At 31.2% G+C, this 16,730-nt stretch carries 12 protein-coding genes; 3 read left to right on the plus strand and 9 right to left on the minus strand.

Annotated elements, in window-relative coordinates; all coding sequences use genetic code 11:
- Positions 1 to 29 precede the first annotated feature (29 nt).
- Positions 30 to 872 carry a tetratricopeptide repeat protein gene (locus tag MVE07_RS03115; protein WP_297453849.1) on the plus strand — a complete coding sequence of 281 codons (843 nt, stop codon included), beginning with the start codon at positions 30 to 32 and terminating at the stop codon, positions 870 to 872.
- Here MVE07_RS03115 and MVE07_RS03120 read toward each other — a convergent pair.
- Together MVE07_RS03120 and MVE07_RS03125 are read right to left on the minus strand one after the other, a co-directional pair.
- Positions 856 to 2,676, minus strand: a complete 1,821-nt coding sequence (locus MVE07_RS03120; RefSeq protein WP_297453852.1) for a DUF255 domain-containing protein — start codon at positions 2,674 to 2,676, stop codon at positions 856 to 858. The two genes, MVE07_RS03115 and MVE07_RS03120, sit on opposite strands and share 17 nt — an antisense overlap.
- A gap of 3 nt (positions 2,677 to 2,679) precedes the next feature.
- Complete coding sequence (locus MVE07_RS03125) at positions 2,680 to 3,318, minus strand: hypothetical protein (protein WP_297453855.1); 639 nt, start codon at positions 3,316 to 3,318, stop codon at positions 2,680 to 2,682.
- Positions 3,319 to 5,414: 2,096 nt separating this feature from the next.
- On the opposite strand from MVE07_RS03125, the gene MVE07_RS03130 reads away from it, so the two are divergent.
- Positions 5,415 to 5,690, plus strand: a complete 276-nt coding sequence (locus tag MVE07_RS03130; RefSeq protein WP_297453858.1) for a hypothetical protein — start codon at positions 5,415 to 5,417, stop codon at positions 5,688 to 5,690.
- 37 nt (positions 5,691 to 5,727) lie between these two features.
- Here the strand turns inward: MVE07_RS03130 and MVE07_RS03135 are convergent, their stop codons facing one another.
- The 7 genes from MVE07_RS03135 to MVE07_RS03165 form a co-directional block, all read right to left on the minus strand.
- Positions 5,728 to 6,279, minus strand: a complete 552-nt coding sequence (locus MVE07_RS03135) for a hypothetical protein (RefSeq protein ID WP_297453859.1) — start codon at positions 6,277 to 6,279, stop codon at positions 5,728 to 5,730.
- A gap of 526 nt (positions 6,280 to 6,805) precedes the next feature.
- Positions 6,806 to 11,041 carry an RHS repeat-associated core domain-containing protein gene (locus tag MVE07_RS03140; protein WP_297453862.1) on the minus strand — a complete coding sequence of 1,412 codons (4,236 nt, stop codon included), beginning with the start codon at positions 11,039 to 11,041 and terminating at the stop codon, positions 6,806 to 6,808.
- Between the two features lie 28 nt (positions 11,042 to 11,069).
- Positions 11,070 to 11,279, minus strand: coding sequence for a hypothetical protein (locus MVE07_RS03145; RefSeq protein WP_297453865.1), 210 nt, complete (start codon positions 11,277 to 11,279; stop codon positions 11,070 to 11,072).
- A gap of 101 nt (positions 11,280 to 11,380) precedes the next feature.
- Positions 11,381 to 11,935 (minus strand): cob(I)yrinic acid a,c-diamide adenosyltransferase, encoded by a 555-nt coding sequence (locus tag MVE07_RS03150; RefSeq protein ID WP_297453868.1) that lies wholly within the window; start codon positions 11,933 to 11,935, stop codon positions 11,381 to 11,383.
- Positions 11,932 to 14,427 carry an adenosylcobalamin-dependent ribonucleoside-diphosphate reductase gene (locus MVE07_RS03155; protein ID WP_297453871.1) on the minus strand — a complete coding sequence of 832 codons (2,496 nt, stop codon included), beginning with the start codon at positions 14,425 to 14,427 and terminating at the stop codon, positions 11,932 to 11,934. Before MVE07_RS03155 ends, MVE07_RS03150 begins: the two co-directional genes overlap by 4 nt.
- A 72-nt stretch (positions 14,428 to 14,499) precedes the next feature.
- On the minus strand, positions 14,500 to 14,862 hold the full coding sequence (locus MVE07_RS03160; protein ID WP_297453873.1) for a NifB/NifX family molybdenum-iron cluster-binding protein: 363 nt from the start codon (positions 14,860 to 14,862) through the stop codon (positions 14,500 to 14,502).
- A 32-nt stretch (positions 14,863 to 14,894) separates the two neighbouring features.
- Positions 14,895 to 16,175: a replication-associated recombination protein A gene (locus MVE07_RS03165; RefSeq protein ID WP_297453876.1), complete on the minus strand. Its 1,281-nt coding sequence runs from the start codon at positions 16,173 to 16,175 to the stop codon at positions 14,895 to 14,897.
- Positions 16,176 to 16,339: 164 nt separating this feature from the next.
- Here MVE07_RS03165 and MVE07_RS03170 point away from each other — a divergent pair, with 164 nt between their 5' ends.
- Positions 16,340 to 16,705 carry a hypothetical protein gene (locus MVE07_RS03170; protein ID WP_297453879.1) on the plus strand — a complete coding sequence of 122 codons (366 nt, stop codon included), beginning with the start codon at positions 16,340 to 16,342 and terminating at the stop codon, positions 16,703 to 16,705.
- The last annotated feature ends 25 nt before the right edge of the window (positions 16,706 to 16,730 follow it).

Raw genomic sequence — 16,730 nt, forward strand, 5'->3', positions numbered from 1 at the left:
ATTAATGAACTAAATAAGAGAGAAAGTAAATGAAAAAGTTATTTGTTTTTCTGGCAGCTGGATTTTCTTCAGCTATTTTATCCTGTGCTCCTATGGTAGATTATGCCCAAATTAAACAGCAGAACGAAATAGCCTGTGGAAATAATAATGCAGTAGGCTGTCGTAATCTTGGGAACATGTATTACAACGGATATGGAGTTCCTAAAAATGTAAATCTAGCTCTCCAGTATTATGACAAGGCATGTAATTTAAATGATGCCGAAAGTTGCAATTTGGTAGGTATCATTTATTACAGATTAGACCAACAAAAGAACAAAGATTTATACATGAAATATTTCCAGAAAGCATGTGATTTAAATCTTGGAGTTGGTTGTTATAATATTGGCTCAATATACATGGCAAAATCTAATTTAAAAACTGCGTGGAAGTATTTAGATAAAGCATGTAATCTTGGGTATTACCAAGGATGCGATGATTTGAAGAAAATACCTAAATATAAGCCGACTCTAGAAGAATTAAAGAAAGTAGATTACGGAGAATATCCTAAAAACTGGAAAAAACTTGTAAAAGATTATTTTTATGATGCGGAAATATTTATTGACCCGGAACCAAAGATAAAGTTTAAATATCCACCTAAGAAAGCCTATGAGTGTAAAGGTCCAGATAAAAGCTCCTGTCGTTATTTCTGGAAAGCATGTGTAAAGGTAAATGCCAGAAATAGAATGGGTGGTTATACAGGCTGGACACCTGTTCCTTTAGAGATAGATATTCATACGCATAAAGTAAGCTTACCAATAGAAGCTAAAGTTCAACTGATGGGAAATTCTGGGTTCCCTTGTGATCTTTATATGAAAACTAATACTTTTGAATAAAAATAGAATTTTTGTAGCTGGAAAATACCCTGAAAACCTGCTTTTTAATATCCCCAGGTTTTTTAATCTCAAAGAAGCAAGTATCTATATTGCATAAATAGGCAGTTGTTTCTTTTTTTGCTGGATACTCAATTTTTGATAGCATTTTTTTATCTTTTTTATCTATAAATTGGGTATAGTTCCAGTAAGGAAAAACGATAAATGAGGAAAGAATAAATCTGTTTTTATCCTTTTTATCTCCGATTATATGAACTACTGTTGGTGGATAAAGCTCAAGCATAAATCCAATTGCAGTATTCAGGTTTATATTAGATGGCAAATGTGAAATGATTTTCCGATATATATCTGCATAATTCATACCCCCGGTAAATGATGCAAGCTGATAAAGAGCTATAGATAATCTCCTATTTAAAACAACTATATTATCAATAAAAGAAATCCTGTTGTAGTTCAGCCCTACATCTGCCATATCTGTAAACAGATTTATTTTTTTTGAAAAATAGTATTTATCCAAGATCTTGAATAACTCCTCTGCCTTTTTGAGATACTGTTTGTTCCCAGTTATCTGGTATGCAGTCAAGAGGACTTCCAGTGTGTAAACATTTGAGTTGAGAAAATATTTTTTTATATGGGGAGAGTATATAATTCCCTTTTCTGTCCAGCCTTTTTTCAGTATATTTCCAAGAATTTTTTCAGCTATGTTCAGATAATTGGGATTTTTAGTAAATGCATAAGCATAAAATAAAGCCTTTGAGATAAGGGCATTTGTTCTAAAATACACAACTTCTTCAATATTTGGGGCATAACCCAGTTTTTTGACGACTTCTTCTCTTTCTTCTTTGTCTAAAACAAAATAGTCTTCTCCTGTCATTAGCAGCGTGCCGTGTTCATCTATTATGTCTGCACCCTGAGAGTTATAAAAAAAGCCTTTTTTAGTGTCATAAAGTCTGTTTACAGCAAAATCCACAAGTGATAGGGCTGCTTTTAGATATTTTTTGTTTGATGTAAATGCATAAGCATCAAAAAACATTGTTGAAAGGTCTGCCTGGTCTTTCAGGAGCTTTTCATAATGGGGCTGTGTCCAGAATTCATTTACGCTATACCTATAAATTCCCCCTTCTACAGGGTCTATAAGTTTCATATATCCTTCAAGGGTTTTGTCCAGCATTTTTTTGGCTTCGTTGTTGTTGAAAAATAAAGAATAAAGCATCAAAAAGTGTGGAAGTTCTTCTTCAGGGAATTTTGGGTGGCCATAAAATCCGCCGTTGTCCCAGTCAAATCTAAGCTTTACAGATTTAAAGGTTTTTTTGATATATTTCTGGGATGGTTTTTTGGGACGGATTTTTTTCAAAAATCTTTTTTGATGTCGCTGCATTCGTTTTTGGTTTTCTTTTACAAGTTCCTGTATTTCTTGAGGAGATAGGGTTCTAAAATAGTTCAGCAGATTAACCATCTCATCAGGGGATACATAAATTCCACCCCATACAATATTTCCGTTCTTGTCCAGTATTAACGTTGATGGAAGGCCACCCTGATTGTATTTTTTGTTAATTTCAGGTCTTTTTTCTGCATCTACCCTAACAGGTATGTAATATTTTTCAATTAGTTTGATAACCCTTGGGTCTCTGTATGTTGTATTTTCTATCACATTGCACCAGTGGCACCACTGGGCATAGATATCCATTAATATGAGCTTATTCTCCTGCTTTGCCTTTTTCAGACCTTCCTCAAAGGAAAGCCATCTAATCTCTGACCCAAAAGCTATGGAGATAAAAAGTAAAAGAAAAAATATAATTTTATTCATGGTCTATAAAATATCATTTTTTGCAATTGTTTTTAAGTTATTAATGTATTTCTCAACTAAATTTTTCAATCTTATTGCTGTTTGTGAGTCTTGAGACAGCCATAAATGCAAGATGTAATCATGCAGGTATATTACAAAATCAAGTTTGTGGTTGTTTAGATAGTCTGAAAAATTTTTGTTATCAAAAAGATTTGAGATAATTTCTTTTATTTCAATATTTTTTAAATTTTCTTGTGGATGTAGTATCACTAAATTATATAATTCAAGTGGAAATTTATCTAAAAAACCATAAGGCATTAATTTGGAGATGAGTTTTAAGTAATTTTTCTTTTTTAAGAGATATACTACATAATCAGGTTCTATGCTTTTGACATCTAAGCAGTTACAAATTGTATTTAAACATCCTCTTAAAGGTTCGTTATCTTTAATTTCTGCGACAAAAATTTTTGGAATATTTAACCTGATAATCCATGCTAAAGCATTAATAAAACCAATAGATTTAGCCCTAATATGGATGATATTTTCTTTAATTGTTTCTTCATAAGAAATGGAGATTTTGTTATATGGATAGCTAAGAAAATATACATAAGAAACAAAATCCTGAATTTTACTTAAAACTGTATCTTTTTCTATTTTTATCATTGTTTTTTATTTTAAAATACACCCCATAAAACTTTTAGTAAAAATTAAAAGCAGTGTCAAAAAGCCAAGGCTCCATATAAAGCTAATTATTCTCTCAAGATTATTAAGATGCTTATAAATAGATTTTAAGTTATACACACTAACTATGTTAATAATAAGCAAAATAAATGAATAAATAAAAAATGATAAACATTTATTATGCCTTTGTATAAGAAAAAAATTGATAGTAAGGCCTATATAAATAAGCCCAAAAATATAAATATACCATTTTGGATACTTTAGTCTGTATATTTTGTTTCCTCCAGGGTTACCTGCAATTTTTTATTAAATGATAAATAAAAAATCCAATTACAACAAATGCCATAAAAAATGCATAAATTAAAAATAATTTCTCTATTTTGTTCGCTTTTTTCCAAAACGGAAACAAATTTATTATGAAAATCAGTGCACATAAAATAGAACCTGCAAAATTTATACAAATATTGTCAGGAAGCACAATTAGGGTGAAGAAAAAAAACAAAAACAAAGCCATCAAAATTAAAAATTTATATTTTCTGTCCATCCCATAATTAATCTCATCAAGTTTTCACTTAATTTCATTTTTCAATTTTTAATGGCTATTGTATGCTTTTCAATACTTGTTTTTCGGCCAACATGAGCAAAGTCATAATGCTATAATTTAAAATTAAAAGTAATAGGAGGTATAGAATAAATATCAAATTCCAATAAGTAATATCTGATAGACTGGAAAGTAATTTTGTTAGATTAGTTATCACAAACATGAAACTTTTAATCAAAGGTGAACCTTCCGCAAAGAGAAGACCGGCTGGATTAAGAGGAAATGGAATAATAAAAACTATTATATAAAATATAAATCGTTCTACAGAAGCTATCTTACAGAAGATTCTATTTTTCTTAAAAATACATACCAGTAAAACAGGAATCATTATTATACTTTCTATGAAAGGAGGAGTTTGCATAAATTTTGAAAAATTTCTTAGCTTAAAAACATATAGATAAAGAACATCGGAAAACCCGATTAAAATTAAAGTAAGATGTATTTTATTCACATATTTAGCATAAATCTTAAAGAAGGATTTTATTAATTTATGCATGTTATTCTCCTACATATTAAGGAAAAACTTTAAATAGGTAGTTATTTTTCTTTCTCCATAAAACAAAAAACTTATTAATTCTATAAAGATATATTCTGTCATGTTTATGAAATTGATTTTTCCGTTTAAAATTTCAGGTTTAAATATGGCAAAGGAATCTGCCAATAAATTGATAAGTAAAAATAATATAGTAATAGCCAGGATATAGATATAATCAGTTTTTAATTTATAAAAATTTTTAAAAACGATAAAAAATGCAAGAGAGACAGTTACAAGGAATGAAATTTCATCTTTGGAAGCTCTTATGTAGAAGGAATCTAAATATGTAAAAACAGCGGTTATATATAACATCATTTGAGAATCAATTTGAGGTTTGTCTTTATTTTAATGTATTCCAAAGGATTAATAAAATAAAAATAGTTACTGGATGTATAGAGAGAAGAGACACTCCTCTAAGTGTTTGAAACAAGGAAACCAGTAACTCAAAAATCTGAAAAATTAATAATAACAAGCCTCCCTCCTAAAAGATAACAACATAATAATTCTTATTTTGTAAATAAATTCACTCTGTTTTTTTCGTTATCCAGATAGGTATCTTAACAAAAAGATAAATCAAAGCAATAATTCCGGTTATGAAAGTAATATAAAAAATAGTTATAATCAACTTGTTAGTTATGTGTGGATTTAAATATAACAGTATTAATGCTAATGAAGTAGGTATCAGGAAAAGAATTAAACTTTTTATCAAACCTAAATATTTATCTACTATATTTAAAAAAGGTAAGGAAAAGGCGATATAAAGAATAATATCAACAAACATAAAGTGTTTACTATTGTTAGATTTTGATAAATAACTAATACCTTGAATTAACAAGTCCATATAATAAAATATCATCGTGAAGGCAATAAATAGTTCGATAATTTCCATCTTTTTCTTCATTTTTTCTTCATTGTTTACATTTGATATTTGGTGAAATACAATTGTTAATAAGAAAAATACCTGCACCGATACATAAACCACACGAAATATTAAGATTCTTTATTCTTCCGCGCACTAATATTGCACCTGTGCATAACTCAATACAAGAAGCAGCTTGTCTCCATCTCTCTGTTGCCATTTTAGCTAAACATCTGGTTATATCTGCAAATTCTATTTCACATCCAGTATTAGGTTCTTCACATCCACATGCTCCTAATTGTTCACAAATAGGAGGTCCCATAGGTGGACCAAATAACCTTCCTTCCCAATCCCCATAATTCACAAAATCACAGCCTGTATATTCATAAAAAATTACTATTTTTGGTCAAAAAGATTAACATAAAAAGACAAAAATATAATATATTTTTTAATTTCCAATTTAAGAAAAGTATCATGATTATATAGTATATGTTCTAAAGATACTTCAAATTCAGCTATATGTTTATTTTTAATAATAAAAATTCTGTATAATTCCTCATAAATATCTCCAGCATTTGCTGTTAAAGCACCAGTATTATTATGAAATAATTCGAACTCTAAACCAAAGAAGGATCCTAAAATTTCAGGCTTATTTATAGCTGTATTAAAAATTTCATCTATTTCCCTTAAGAATACATAAAAATTGTCAGGTTTATATACTTCTTTTGTAAATTCATGCTTTTTTATTTCGTAAAATGTTGCTTTTAAAAGTTTTTTATCTGTAAGAATAAAAAGAGCATATGCACTAAAATTGGAATAATTTAAATAAATATTTTGTAAATTATTTAACAAATTTTCCCTTTCCATATCCACAGCAAATTTGTGCAAGCTTTCTAAAGTCTTATGTCCATATTCTATAAATTCGTTAATATACTTAAATGTATCCACAATAATTATTCCTCAAATAAACATTTTTAATTGTAATCATTTTTTTGTAGAGTCTTAAAGTATTCATTCTCTCCATATAAAAGAATTAATGCTATTACATAGTTTATTATCAAAGTAAGAATTATCATGTATTTTGATGCGTCCGAATTCAGTAATAAAGAAATTAGTTTATAATAAGAATCCATTATTGGAATCCCTTCGATAAAGAGTATTACTGCTATAGGATCCAAAGGAATGATAAATGTGAGAATATAAAAAAGCCCCCTTTCTATGGACAGAAATTTACATGCATAATAAGTAAACTTGGAATTTAGATTTAGAAAACAAAGCATTATTAAAGAAAGCACGAACCCGCCCTGTAGAATATACCAACTGAAAATTCTAAACTTTGCATAAGGATTTGATATAAAAAAATAAAAGAAAGATATAAAACCTAAAACAACTAATATAAAATGAACATATAATATGTATCTTATATATAACTCATTGTATAAATATATGAGCTCTCTAAATTTTCTCATATATACTATTTTCTCCATTTCACATCAAAATCAGGTAAAGGACTTCCAAAAAAATCAAAAGGATTTTCTGTATTAATACAATGTAAGAAACAATATCCATGTTCAGAGGTATACATTATTATTGCTGTTATATTACCGTTGTTTTTTTCACACTCTATCTTATAAAAAATTTGTAAGCAAGCTCTGACGCAATTTTCCCATTCATCAGTAACTTTCCAGAAACCGAGTTTTCTAAATAGAGGACAGAAAAAGGAGGCTACACGACATGGATAAAAATCTCCCGTTTCTTTACAAGCATCTTCATAAATTTGGCAGCTTTCTGTTCCAAATAAACCCCACCAATCTCCATAATTCACAAAATCACAGCCTGTATAGCCATAAAGGTTAATCCCTCCTTCAAAGAGTATGGGGTCTCTCTGAATAAATCTTCTGAGCTGTGGAGAATAATATCTGGTTCTTAAGTAGTATAGGCCTGTTTCTCTGTCGTAATATGCTCCAGTATATAAGAAAGGTTGTTCTATTTTTTCATCTATATTTCTGATATTTCCATCTGGCCAGTAGTCATAGAAATTTACAATTTTACCTTTATTATCAGCAACGGCTATCACCGAACCTTGATGATTATGTATGTAATAGTAAGTTTTGTATCTGTTCCCTTTCTTTATTACCATTGCAACAGGCCTATCCAGTTTCCCAGGGATATAAACATAATATCTTTCTTCTTTGAGATTTCCTATCTGGAATATTCTCTCATATAGTAAATTCCCATCTACTCCGTAGAAATACTCATAAACCTGGTTATTTGTTTCCTTCTTTAATCTGTAATCTAATGGGTTGTATGAAAATTTTATTTCTTTGTTGCCGATTTTTACAGCTTTCAGTTTGTTGTCGTAGTTATAAACAAGTTCTTTCCTCCCAGAATTACTTTCCCATAAAATAAGATTTCCCAGGGAATCATATTCCAAGTTTTCCTGACCTGAATCTGTTTCTAAGCTTGTAAGCTGAGAGGCAGAATCATATACCGCATTTCTAAAAATAAAAGGTTTTATAGTATTAAGATTTCCAATAGTTCCTATATGTTCTTGTTTTATAACTCTTCCCATATCATCACGTTCGTATTTTATGTATATTTTTCCAAACCTATGTCCTAAAATTTTAATTTTACTGACTAATCCACGTTTATCATATTTATACTTAATTTTAATTCCTTTGAATTTAATCTTTTTAAGTAAACCTCTTTTGTTATATTTATATCTAATTTTCCCCTTTTTGAATTTTATCTGTTCTACATTGCCATCTTTATCATAATCATACCTAACTTCAAAGTTCCCTGGATAATTTATAGATTCCACAAATCCACCAGGTGAATATTTATAAGAAACTGATAGGTTTAATGTTTTCTCTGTCAGTTTTATAGGTCTGTTTAGAACGTCATATTCTATTTCTATAGATGAGTCTGGATTCTCGGCTTTTATTATATTTCCGTTGAAATCATACTGGAATTCTTTATAACTACCATCTGGATAGTTGATTTTTGTTAATCTGCCTGAAATGTCATACTCATAGGTTATCTTTTCTCCATTAGGGAGCGTTATAGAAGTAAGTCTGAAATTATTGTCATAATCTTTTTTTATTGTGTTGTTTAATGGGTCTTGTAGACCTGCAGGATAACCGGCTATATCTCTCAAAAATTTCCATTTATTTCCGTTGTAATCTATAAAACCTGTTATTCTTCCTATCTCATTTTTTTCGTAAGAGTAGCAATTGCCTTCCTTACAAACCTGCACAAGTAAATCTAATGGATTATAGGTATAAGTTGTTTCCTTTCCTAAAGGGTCAATATATCTGACTAAGTTTTTATGATTGTATTCAAAAGAATAAATATTTCCTTCAGGGTCTTTAATCTGGGTAACTCTCCTTAGGGTATCGTAGCTGTATTCATATTTATTTCCTTGAGGGTCTGTTACCTCTAATAAATCGCCAATATTACTATATTTGAACTTCCATTTTCTTCCGCTTGGAAGTGTAATTTCAGAAGGATAACCGAAATCATCATATTGTATGCTTACAGTTCTATTTTCAGGAAGTATGACTTTTTCTACTAAACCTTTATCGTTATAGATAATCTGTTTTTGAGAACCATCCGGATATTGTATTGAGGTCAGATTACCGTTGCTATTATAAGTAAATATGTATTCATTGCCATTTCTGTCTTTAAACCTTGTTGGAAAGTCATATTCATTATAAGAAAATTCTTCATAACTGCCATCTGGATATTGTATTTTGGTTATATTCCCTTTTTCATCATAGCTTAACTCAGTTCTGTTTCCTTTTGCATCAACAAATATACTTCTCAGTCCATCTGAATTATAGCCAAATAAGGCTATTCTTCCTTTTTCATTAAATATTTCTTCGGTCCAACCGGGATATATATTCCAGTAAGAAACCCATGTTCCATCTGGATAATCTATTCTTGTGTTGTAATCACTTCTCCATGTTCTATATTTTTTGATTTTTCCGTTAGGTAGTTCTATTGCAGTTAATGCATAACCTTCCCACGTTGTGTAATAGTTGAATTTATAAGTCCCGTTAGGAAGTTTAAGTCCAACAAGATATCCTTTGTCATCATATTGATATTCTATTACCGTTCCATAAGCGTCTATATTTTTTATAAGATGTCCTTTGGAATCATACTCATAAGATATTGTTATTCCATTAAAAGTAGATATTGCACTGACTAATCCCTGGTCATTGTATTCTATTGAAATTTCTCTTCCAGAGGAGTCTATAATTCTTACAGGCTTAAATGGGATACTATCATCTTCATACTCAAATTTTATGTAGTTCCCATTTCTATCTCTAATTTCAACTAATTTTCCAATTTCATCAAAAATCCAGTATATTCTGTCTATTTTTCTATAAAGGACATACTGATTTCCTTCTTTTCTGAGTTCATCGGTGACTCCATATTCTGGTATAAATGTATTATTTGTCTGGTCATAATAAAAATGAACTATTCTTCCTGTTGGGGTATACCAGTCAATTTCTCCTGAAGGTGTTTTCCTAAGCCTTGTTCCATAATACCAGCTCCATCCTTTACCAAATATAGAAACATGAGGAGAATCTGCATTATAAGTTCTTTTAAGGGTGAAATCTATTCCAAAATGTTTGTATCTAAAATCTACGTCTGAAATGACCAGGTTTAAAGTTGCTGTATTTGTTAAAATAGCCGGTAGTCCCATAGAGGTTCCACATTTGGTTTTGTCATACTCGGTATTTTTATTGTCTTCGGGACCTCCAAGCTCTCCTGGTGGACAGCACCAGCAGTAAGCACCAAAAAGGCTATTTGCAAGCTCCTGACTAACTTCACTATATTTGCCATTATCAAAAACTAAAGCATATCCGGTAAATTTTTCTTTAAATAGTTTTATATTTTCTACTAAAACTCTTTTCCCTTTTGCAGGGTCTATGTATGCTATGTCAGCACCTTTTCTTCCTAAGAAAACGACATAATGTTTGTTTTTCAGTAGAACAATTTTAGGCTTTTTAGTTTTGGTTAAATCTTTTGTTGAAGCTTTTACAATTCTTACGTGAACTCCTTTCTTTTCAAGAAAGTTTTTAAGTTGTGCAAGACTAAGACCTTTATTGTTTACAGATAGCTCAACAATTTCTTCCCATACTATAGGTAAATTAAGTTTTTCTACTACTGCCAGTAAAGAACCTTTTCCACATGCAAAAGCTACAGGTCCAAAATTTTTTTCATACTCTTTTATTCTTTTTATATATCTGAGCCAATAATTACAAAATTTAATCTGTCTTTCATCGTTTGTATTTTTTAGAACTTCTTGAATTAATTTTTCAGCATCATCTATACGTCCCATATAGAAATAAACACTGGCAAGATGAGTTTTAGCATCATTGATTATTTTTGTGTTGCTGGAGATTTCCATTGCTTTTTTGTAATGGTATATAGCATTATCAAAATCCCATTTGTATTTGTAAATTAAACCTTTACGTAGATTAGCAAAAGCAACCTCGTCAGATGTATATTCTTCCGGATGTGTCAGGATTTTATTTATTATGGCTTCTGCTTCTGGGAATTTCCCTTTTTCAAACAGGATATCTATTTTCTTTATGATATTATCAGGATAGTTTATGTATGCTCCTGAAAACTCTGTTGAATAGGAAAATTTAAAAAAGATGGCAAAAATTACAAATAGTAAAGGAAAGAACCTTTTCATCGTCCCTCCCTCCTGTAACTTTAGATAACTAATCAGTATTCATACGGATTTCAATAATATTGCCATTGTTATCGTAGATATACTCTATGTTCTTTTTTTCTAAGGCATTTATATAATTTTCTTTTTGTAGTCTATCTTGGTTATCGTAGGAATATTTATCTTCAAAGAAATCAGTTCCACAGGAGATAAAGGATGCCGATATAAATAACATTGTCAGCAGGATGATTTTTTTATACATAACCTTCCCTCCCCTGCAGGAGACAACTTTACTATTAAACTATAACTATTGATTATATGTTGTCAAGTATTGGTAATAAATTTTAAACCAGATATTATAAATCAATAATCAAGGCCTTTTTGGGCGGGGATACCTTTGTGAAAAGGATGTTTTATTTCTCTCATCTCTGTTATCAGGTCTGCTATTTCCATAAGCCAGTCAGGGCAGTATCTACCGGTAATTATAAAATGAAAATTATTTTTATATTCCTTCAGGAAGTTTTCAACTCTGTTTTCTTCTATTAGTTTGTAGTTTAAAGCCACGCAGAGTTCATCCATTATAATTACATCATGGGTTTGATTTATTACTGCGTTAATCACAAATTCTATTCCATCATTTGCCATCTGGTAATCAATTTTTGAAAAGGGTTTAAAACCTTTTTCTTTAAGCTCAGGATTTTTTTCCAGCTCTTCTTGTGGAAGATAAAATCCCTTTCTACCGAAGCTTTCTATATCAAAATTTTCCAGTTTGCTCAAAACATTGTATTCTGATGAAAGTTCTTTGACTTTCATAAATTGAACCATTAAAACCTTGAAACCTGCACCAACAGCTCTAATACCTGTTCCAATGGCCGCTGTGGTTTTACCTTTTCCGTTTCCTGTAAATATATAAATCATAGCTCACACACACTCCATCCACATACCGGACATTTTTTACATCCTTCAGACTTGATTAGCGGTGTGCCACATATAGGGCATTTTTCTATTTTTTCTTCATTTCCTTTGGTTTCTTCTATTTTAACAGATTGGGGTTTTTCTTCCTTTTCCTCCTCTTCTCCGGGAATATAAACACCTTTTATTGATTTATATCTGTAGACGGTTAATCCTTTGCAGCCAAGGGAGTGTGCAAGTAAATAAGCTTTTCTCATATTTTCAGCTGTTGCATGTTCTGGGAAGTTTATTGTTTTTGATACAGAGGAATCTGTCCATTTCTGGATTGCAGCAAGGGCTCTGACATGGTCTTCTGCTGAGATATCAAGGGCGGTAACAAATATTCTTTTCCATTTGTCCGGTATATATTTTATTTGCTGTATACTTCCTTTATTAGCTGAAACATCTTTTAGCAGATTGTCATCATATAGGCCTTCCTTTTCCATTATTTTTTCAAAAACAGGGTCAACATAATAAAATGTTCCCAGACTAACCTTTTTCTCATATACCAGACTGAAAACAGGTTCTATTCCTGAAGATGTTCCTGCTATCATGCTTATTGAGCCTGTAGGTGCAACCACTGTTGTAAATGCATTTCTAAGGCCGTGTTTTTTTATTTTTTTGACCAGTTTATCCCAGTCCAAATTCCAGCTTTCTCTTTCCTCAAATCCTTTTATTGGCATTTTTCCTTCAGGGTAAAAGCTTTTTCTGTATGTTGAGAATTTACCCCTTGTTTTTGCCCTTTCTATAGATTCCTCTTTAGAGTAGTAATTAACGTATTCCATCACCTTTTCCATCCATTTTCTACCTTCTTCGCTGTTATACGGAATTTCAAGTTCAAAAAGCATATCTGCAAGACCCATAATTCCAAGACCAATTTTTCTGTTTTTCAGAGTCATTTTTTCAATTTCAGGAAAAGGGTATTTATTCACATCAAGGACATTATCTAATAATCTTGTGGCTGTTCTTATGCTTTTTTTGAAGTCCTCCCAGTCAAAATAAACCTTTCTTTTTCCGTCGTGGTATTCTTCTTTTATAAAAGCCCATAGATTAAGTGAACCTAAATCACAGCTTTCATTTGGATATAAAACCACTTCTCCACAGGGATTTGTTGCATATATTCTGCCAAATGCTTTTATGAGGGGGTTGTATTTGTTGATATTGTCATCAAATAACAGGCCAGGTTCAGCTGATTCCCATCCTTGATAAACAATCATATCAAATAGTGTTCTGGGATTAACATATTTCCAGACTTTCCCATCCCTTGGATTTATAAGTGGATAAGGTTTGTTTTTTTCGTAATACTCCCAGAAATCCTCTTTTAAAAAAACAGAGATATTAAAATTGGTTAGCTGCTTGTTTCCTTTTTTTGCTGTTATGAACTCCTCAACATCAGGATGGTCAGAATTAAGGATGCCCATATTGGCTCCTCTCCGGACTCCCCCCTGTTTTATAACATCTGTCATTTTATCGTATAACGTCATAAAGGCTATAGGCCCTGAACTTCTTCCGTGGGTTGTGCTGATATAATCCCCTTTTGGTCTTAGTTTGGAGAAATTGTATCCGCAACCTCCCCCTGCCTTAAAAATCAGTGCAGCTCTTTTTAATGTTTCCATAATAGATACAATGCTATCTTCTATATCCAGAACAAAACAGGCCATTCCCATTCCAAGTGGATTACCAAAATTAACAAGGACAGGGGTATTGGGCATGAATTTTTTGCTGGTCATAATATCAAAGTATTCCTTAATTTCTTCTTCGTATTTATCAAGTTTTCCATCCTGAATCATTTTTATAATCTGGAATAAAGGCTTTTTCATGTGTCTGTTTTTGTTAAGCCTGTTATAAACCCTTATAAGTGATTCTATGTGGTATTTATTTAAGCTGTATTGACCGATTTTGAGCTTCCCTGCAAGTTTTTCCGGGTCAATATTTTCATTTTTTTGTTTTTTGGGAAGTCTTTTCAAAGAAAAAATTTGGGGGTCGTAAAGTATCGATGGTATCGCAGTGTTTATTGCTACTCTTTCAAACATCTGTTTGGGGCTTTCTATAATATTACCTTCTCTATCTCTGGAAAGATACCGTGCTGCAAGGACTCTCAAGGCATTCACATCAAATCTTTTATCTATCTCATCTAATTTATCTTTATTCAGTATTTTCTGTTTTTCTTTTCTGATTTCTGCCCTTTTTTGACGGTAGAGTATATATGCTTTTGCTACTTTAGCTAAATTTGCCTCAATTAAAATCTGTTCAACAACATCTTGAACTTGTTCAACTGTTGGAATTTGGTTCTTTTTTAGGGTTTTCTGGAGTTTTTGGACAACCTTCTGGGTCAGTTTTTCTGCAAGTTCCCTGTCCGGTTTACCTACAGAAATCATTGCTTTGAAAATGGCGTTTGTGATTTTTTCAGGATTGAAATCTACTGCTCTACCGTCCCTTTTGATTATTTTTTTAATCATAACAACCCCCTGCAAAAGGGTTATATCCATAAATTTAGTTAGATTTTTTCAAAATGCAGGGGGATTTTTGTTTTAGTGATGATGATGCTGTGGTATTAGATAAAAGTTTTGGGGAGTAATCTCATTTAGTTTATTTTGGAGAAAGTCTTGAATGATTTTTTTATAGCTTTGATTTTTATCTTTTGTGAAATAGGCTTTTATCCCTTTTTCAACAAGGGCATTATATGCTCCACCACCTATGTGATTAGTAATTACCACATCAACATGCTCAGCAGCTAAATCCTGTGCAATTCCTTTGCCGTTTAAGGCTTTATTTTCAATTATTTTAGCTTCCTGTATATCTGTATCATAGATTAGGAAAAATTTTGCTTTTCCATAAGCAGTTGACAGGACATAATCATCTCCTTTTGGTTTTACAGGCATTGCTATTTTCATTGGTATCCTCCGGTTAGTATTTGCTAACCATATTATATATATTTTTTAATTCCTTTCCACAGATTTTTTAGTCTTTCTTTAATCTTTTTTTCACGACCATTTTCAGTTGGAAGATAATATTGCTTATTTTTTAGTTCAGTTGGAAGGTAGCTTTGCACCACAAAATTTTCAGGATAGTCATGGGGATATTTGTAATCCTTTCCGTATCTGAACTTTTTCATTAGTTTTGTTGAAGGATTTATAAGATGAAGGGGAACAGGAATATTCGGATTTTGTCTAACATCTTTTATAGCTTCTTTTATAGCTTTATATGCTGCGTTGCTTTTTGGACAGCTGGCAAGATATGTAGCTGTCTGGGATAGAATAATCTGTGCTTCCGGCATTCCAATTTTTTCTACTGCTGTTAAACAGCTTGTTGCAAGGGTAAGAGCATAGGGCTCTGCGTTTCCTATATCCTCGCTTGCAAGAATAACAAGCCTTCTTGCAATAAATACAGGGTCTTCTCCTCCTTCAAGCATTTTAGCCAGATAATATACTGCTGCGTCAGGGTCTGAACCTCTGATACTTTTTATAAATGCAGATATCAGACTGTAATGAATATCCTGATTTCTGTCGTAAAGTAAATTTGGTCTGGAAAAAATTTGTTTTATAAGGTTTTTATCTATTATTACAGGGTCTTTTTCTATTATGTTAACTGCAGTTTCTATAGCATTTAACAAAACCCTTGCATCTCCACCGGATAGATTTATCAGTAGTTTTTTATCAGGAATTTTAATATCCCGTTTAGATAGGATTTTATCCTGTTTTAAAGCTCTGTCTATTAGATTTTCCAGCGCTTCATAGGAAAGGGGTTTAAGCTGGAATATATGACATCTGGAGAGTAGAGGAGAAACAAGGCTAAAGGATGGATTTTCTGTTGTGGCACCTATCAGAATAATTTCTCCTTTTTCTACTGCAGATAATAAGGCTTCCTGCTGTCCTTTATTAAATCTGTGTATTTCATCTATGAATAGGATTGTTCCTTTTGAAAACAGAGGATTTTTCTTGCTTTCTTCTATAACTTTTCTTATATCCTGAACTCCCGATGATATTGCATTAAGTTCAAAGAATTGGCAGTTTGTCTCTTTTGCTATTACTCTGGCAAGGGTTGTTTTTCCAGTCCCGGGAGGGCCCCATAAAATCATAGATTTAAGATTTCCTGATTTTATCATTTGTCTCAGGAGTTTTCCTTCTCCGATGATTTCTTCCTGACCTATTATTTCCGATATTTTCTCAGGTCGTAATCTTTCACTTAGTGGTGGAGTTCTACTCATTTTGCCTCAGTTAAAAGAAGGTTTTTTAAATAATAAACTATTTGAGGCTTTCTTCAAGGGTTTGTCTTTTTATCTGAAATTTTTTGCTTATTTTCCGAAATTATATTTATAAAACTATAAATTTTAAAGACAATCTGTTGTCTTAATATAAACCATGGGAGAAGATGAGAGTATATAAAGAACTGCTTGTTGCCTTTGCTGTGATTTCGGTATTTTATTTGGTTATTTTTAGCATGGCAATATGGTTAGGCGTTGTTAATTTTAATCCGGCAAGTTTTCTTTTTGGCGTTTTAAATACAGTCGGTGCTTTGTTATTGATAAAGAATAGGGAATTCCCTTTACAAAATGTTTTATATTTTATGCTATTTGCAATTGATGTATGGGTTTTCTTATATCTATTGGTTAATCTTATAAAAGATATAGATCTATTCCCGTTTTTGTGCCATAAGATTCTTTATACACTGGTTGGAGGCATTGTATTTTTATTAAGTGCTTTAAAGACTACAAATTTTATCAGAAGCAAGATATAGGGTAAATTTTAAGCTTTTTTATTCT

Source organism: Persephonella sp. (genome assembly GCF_027023985.1).
GTDB lineage: Bacteria > Aquificota > Aquificia > Aquificales > Hydrogenothermaceae > Persephonella_A.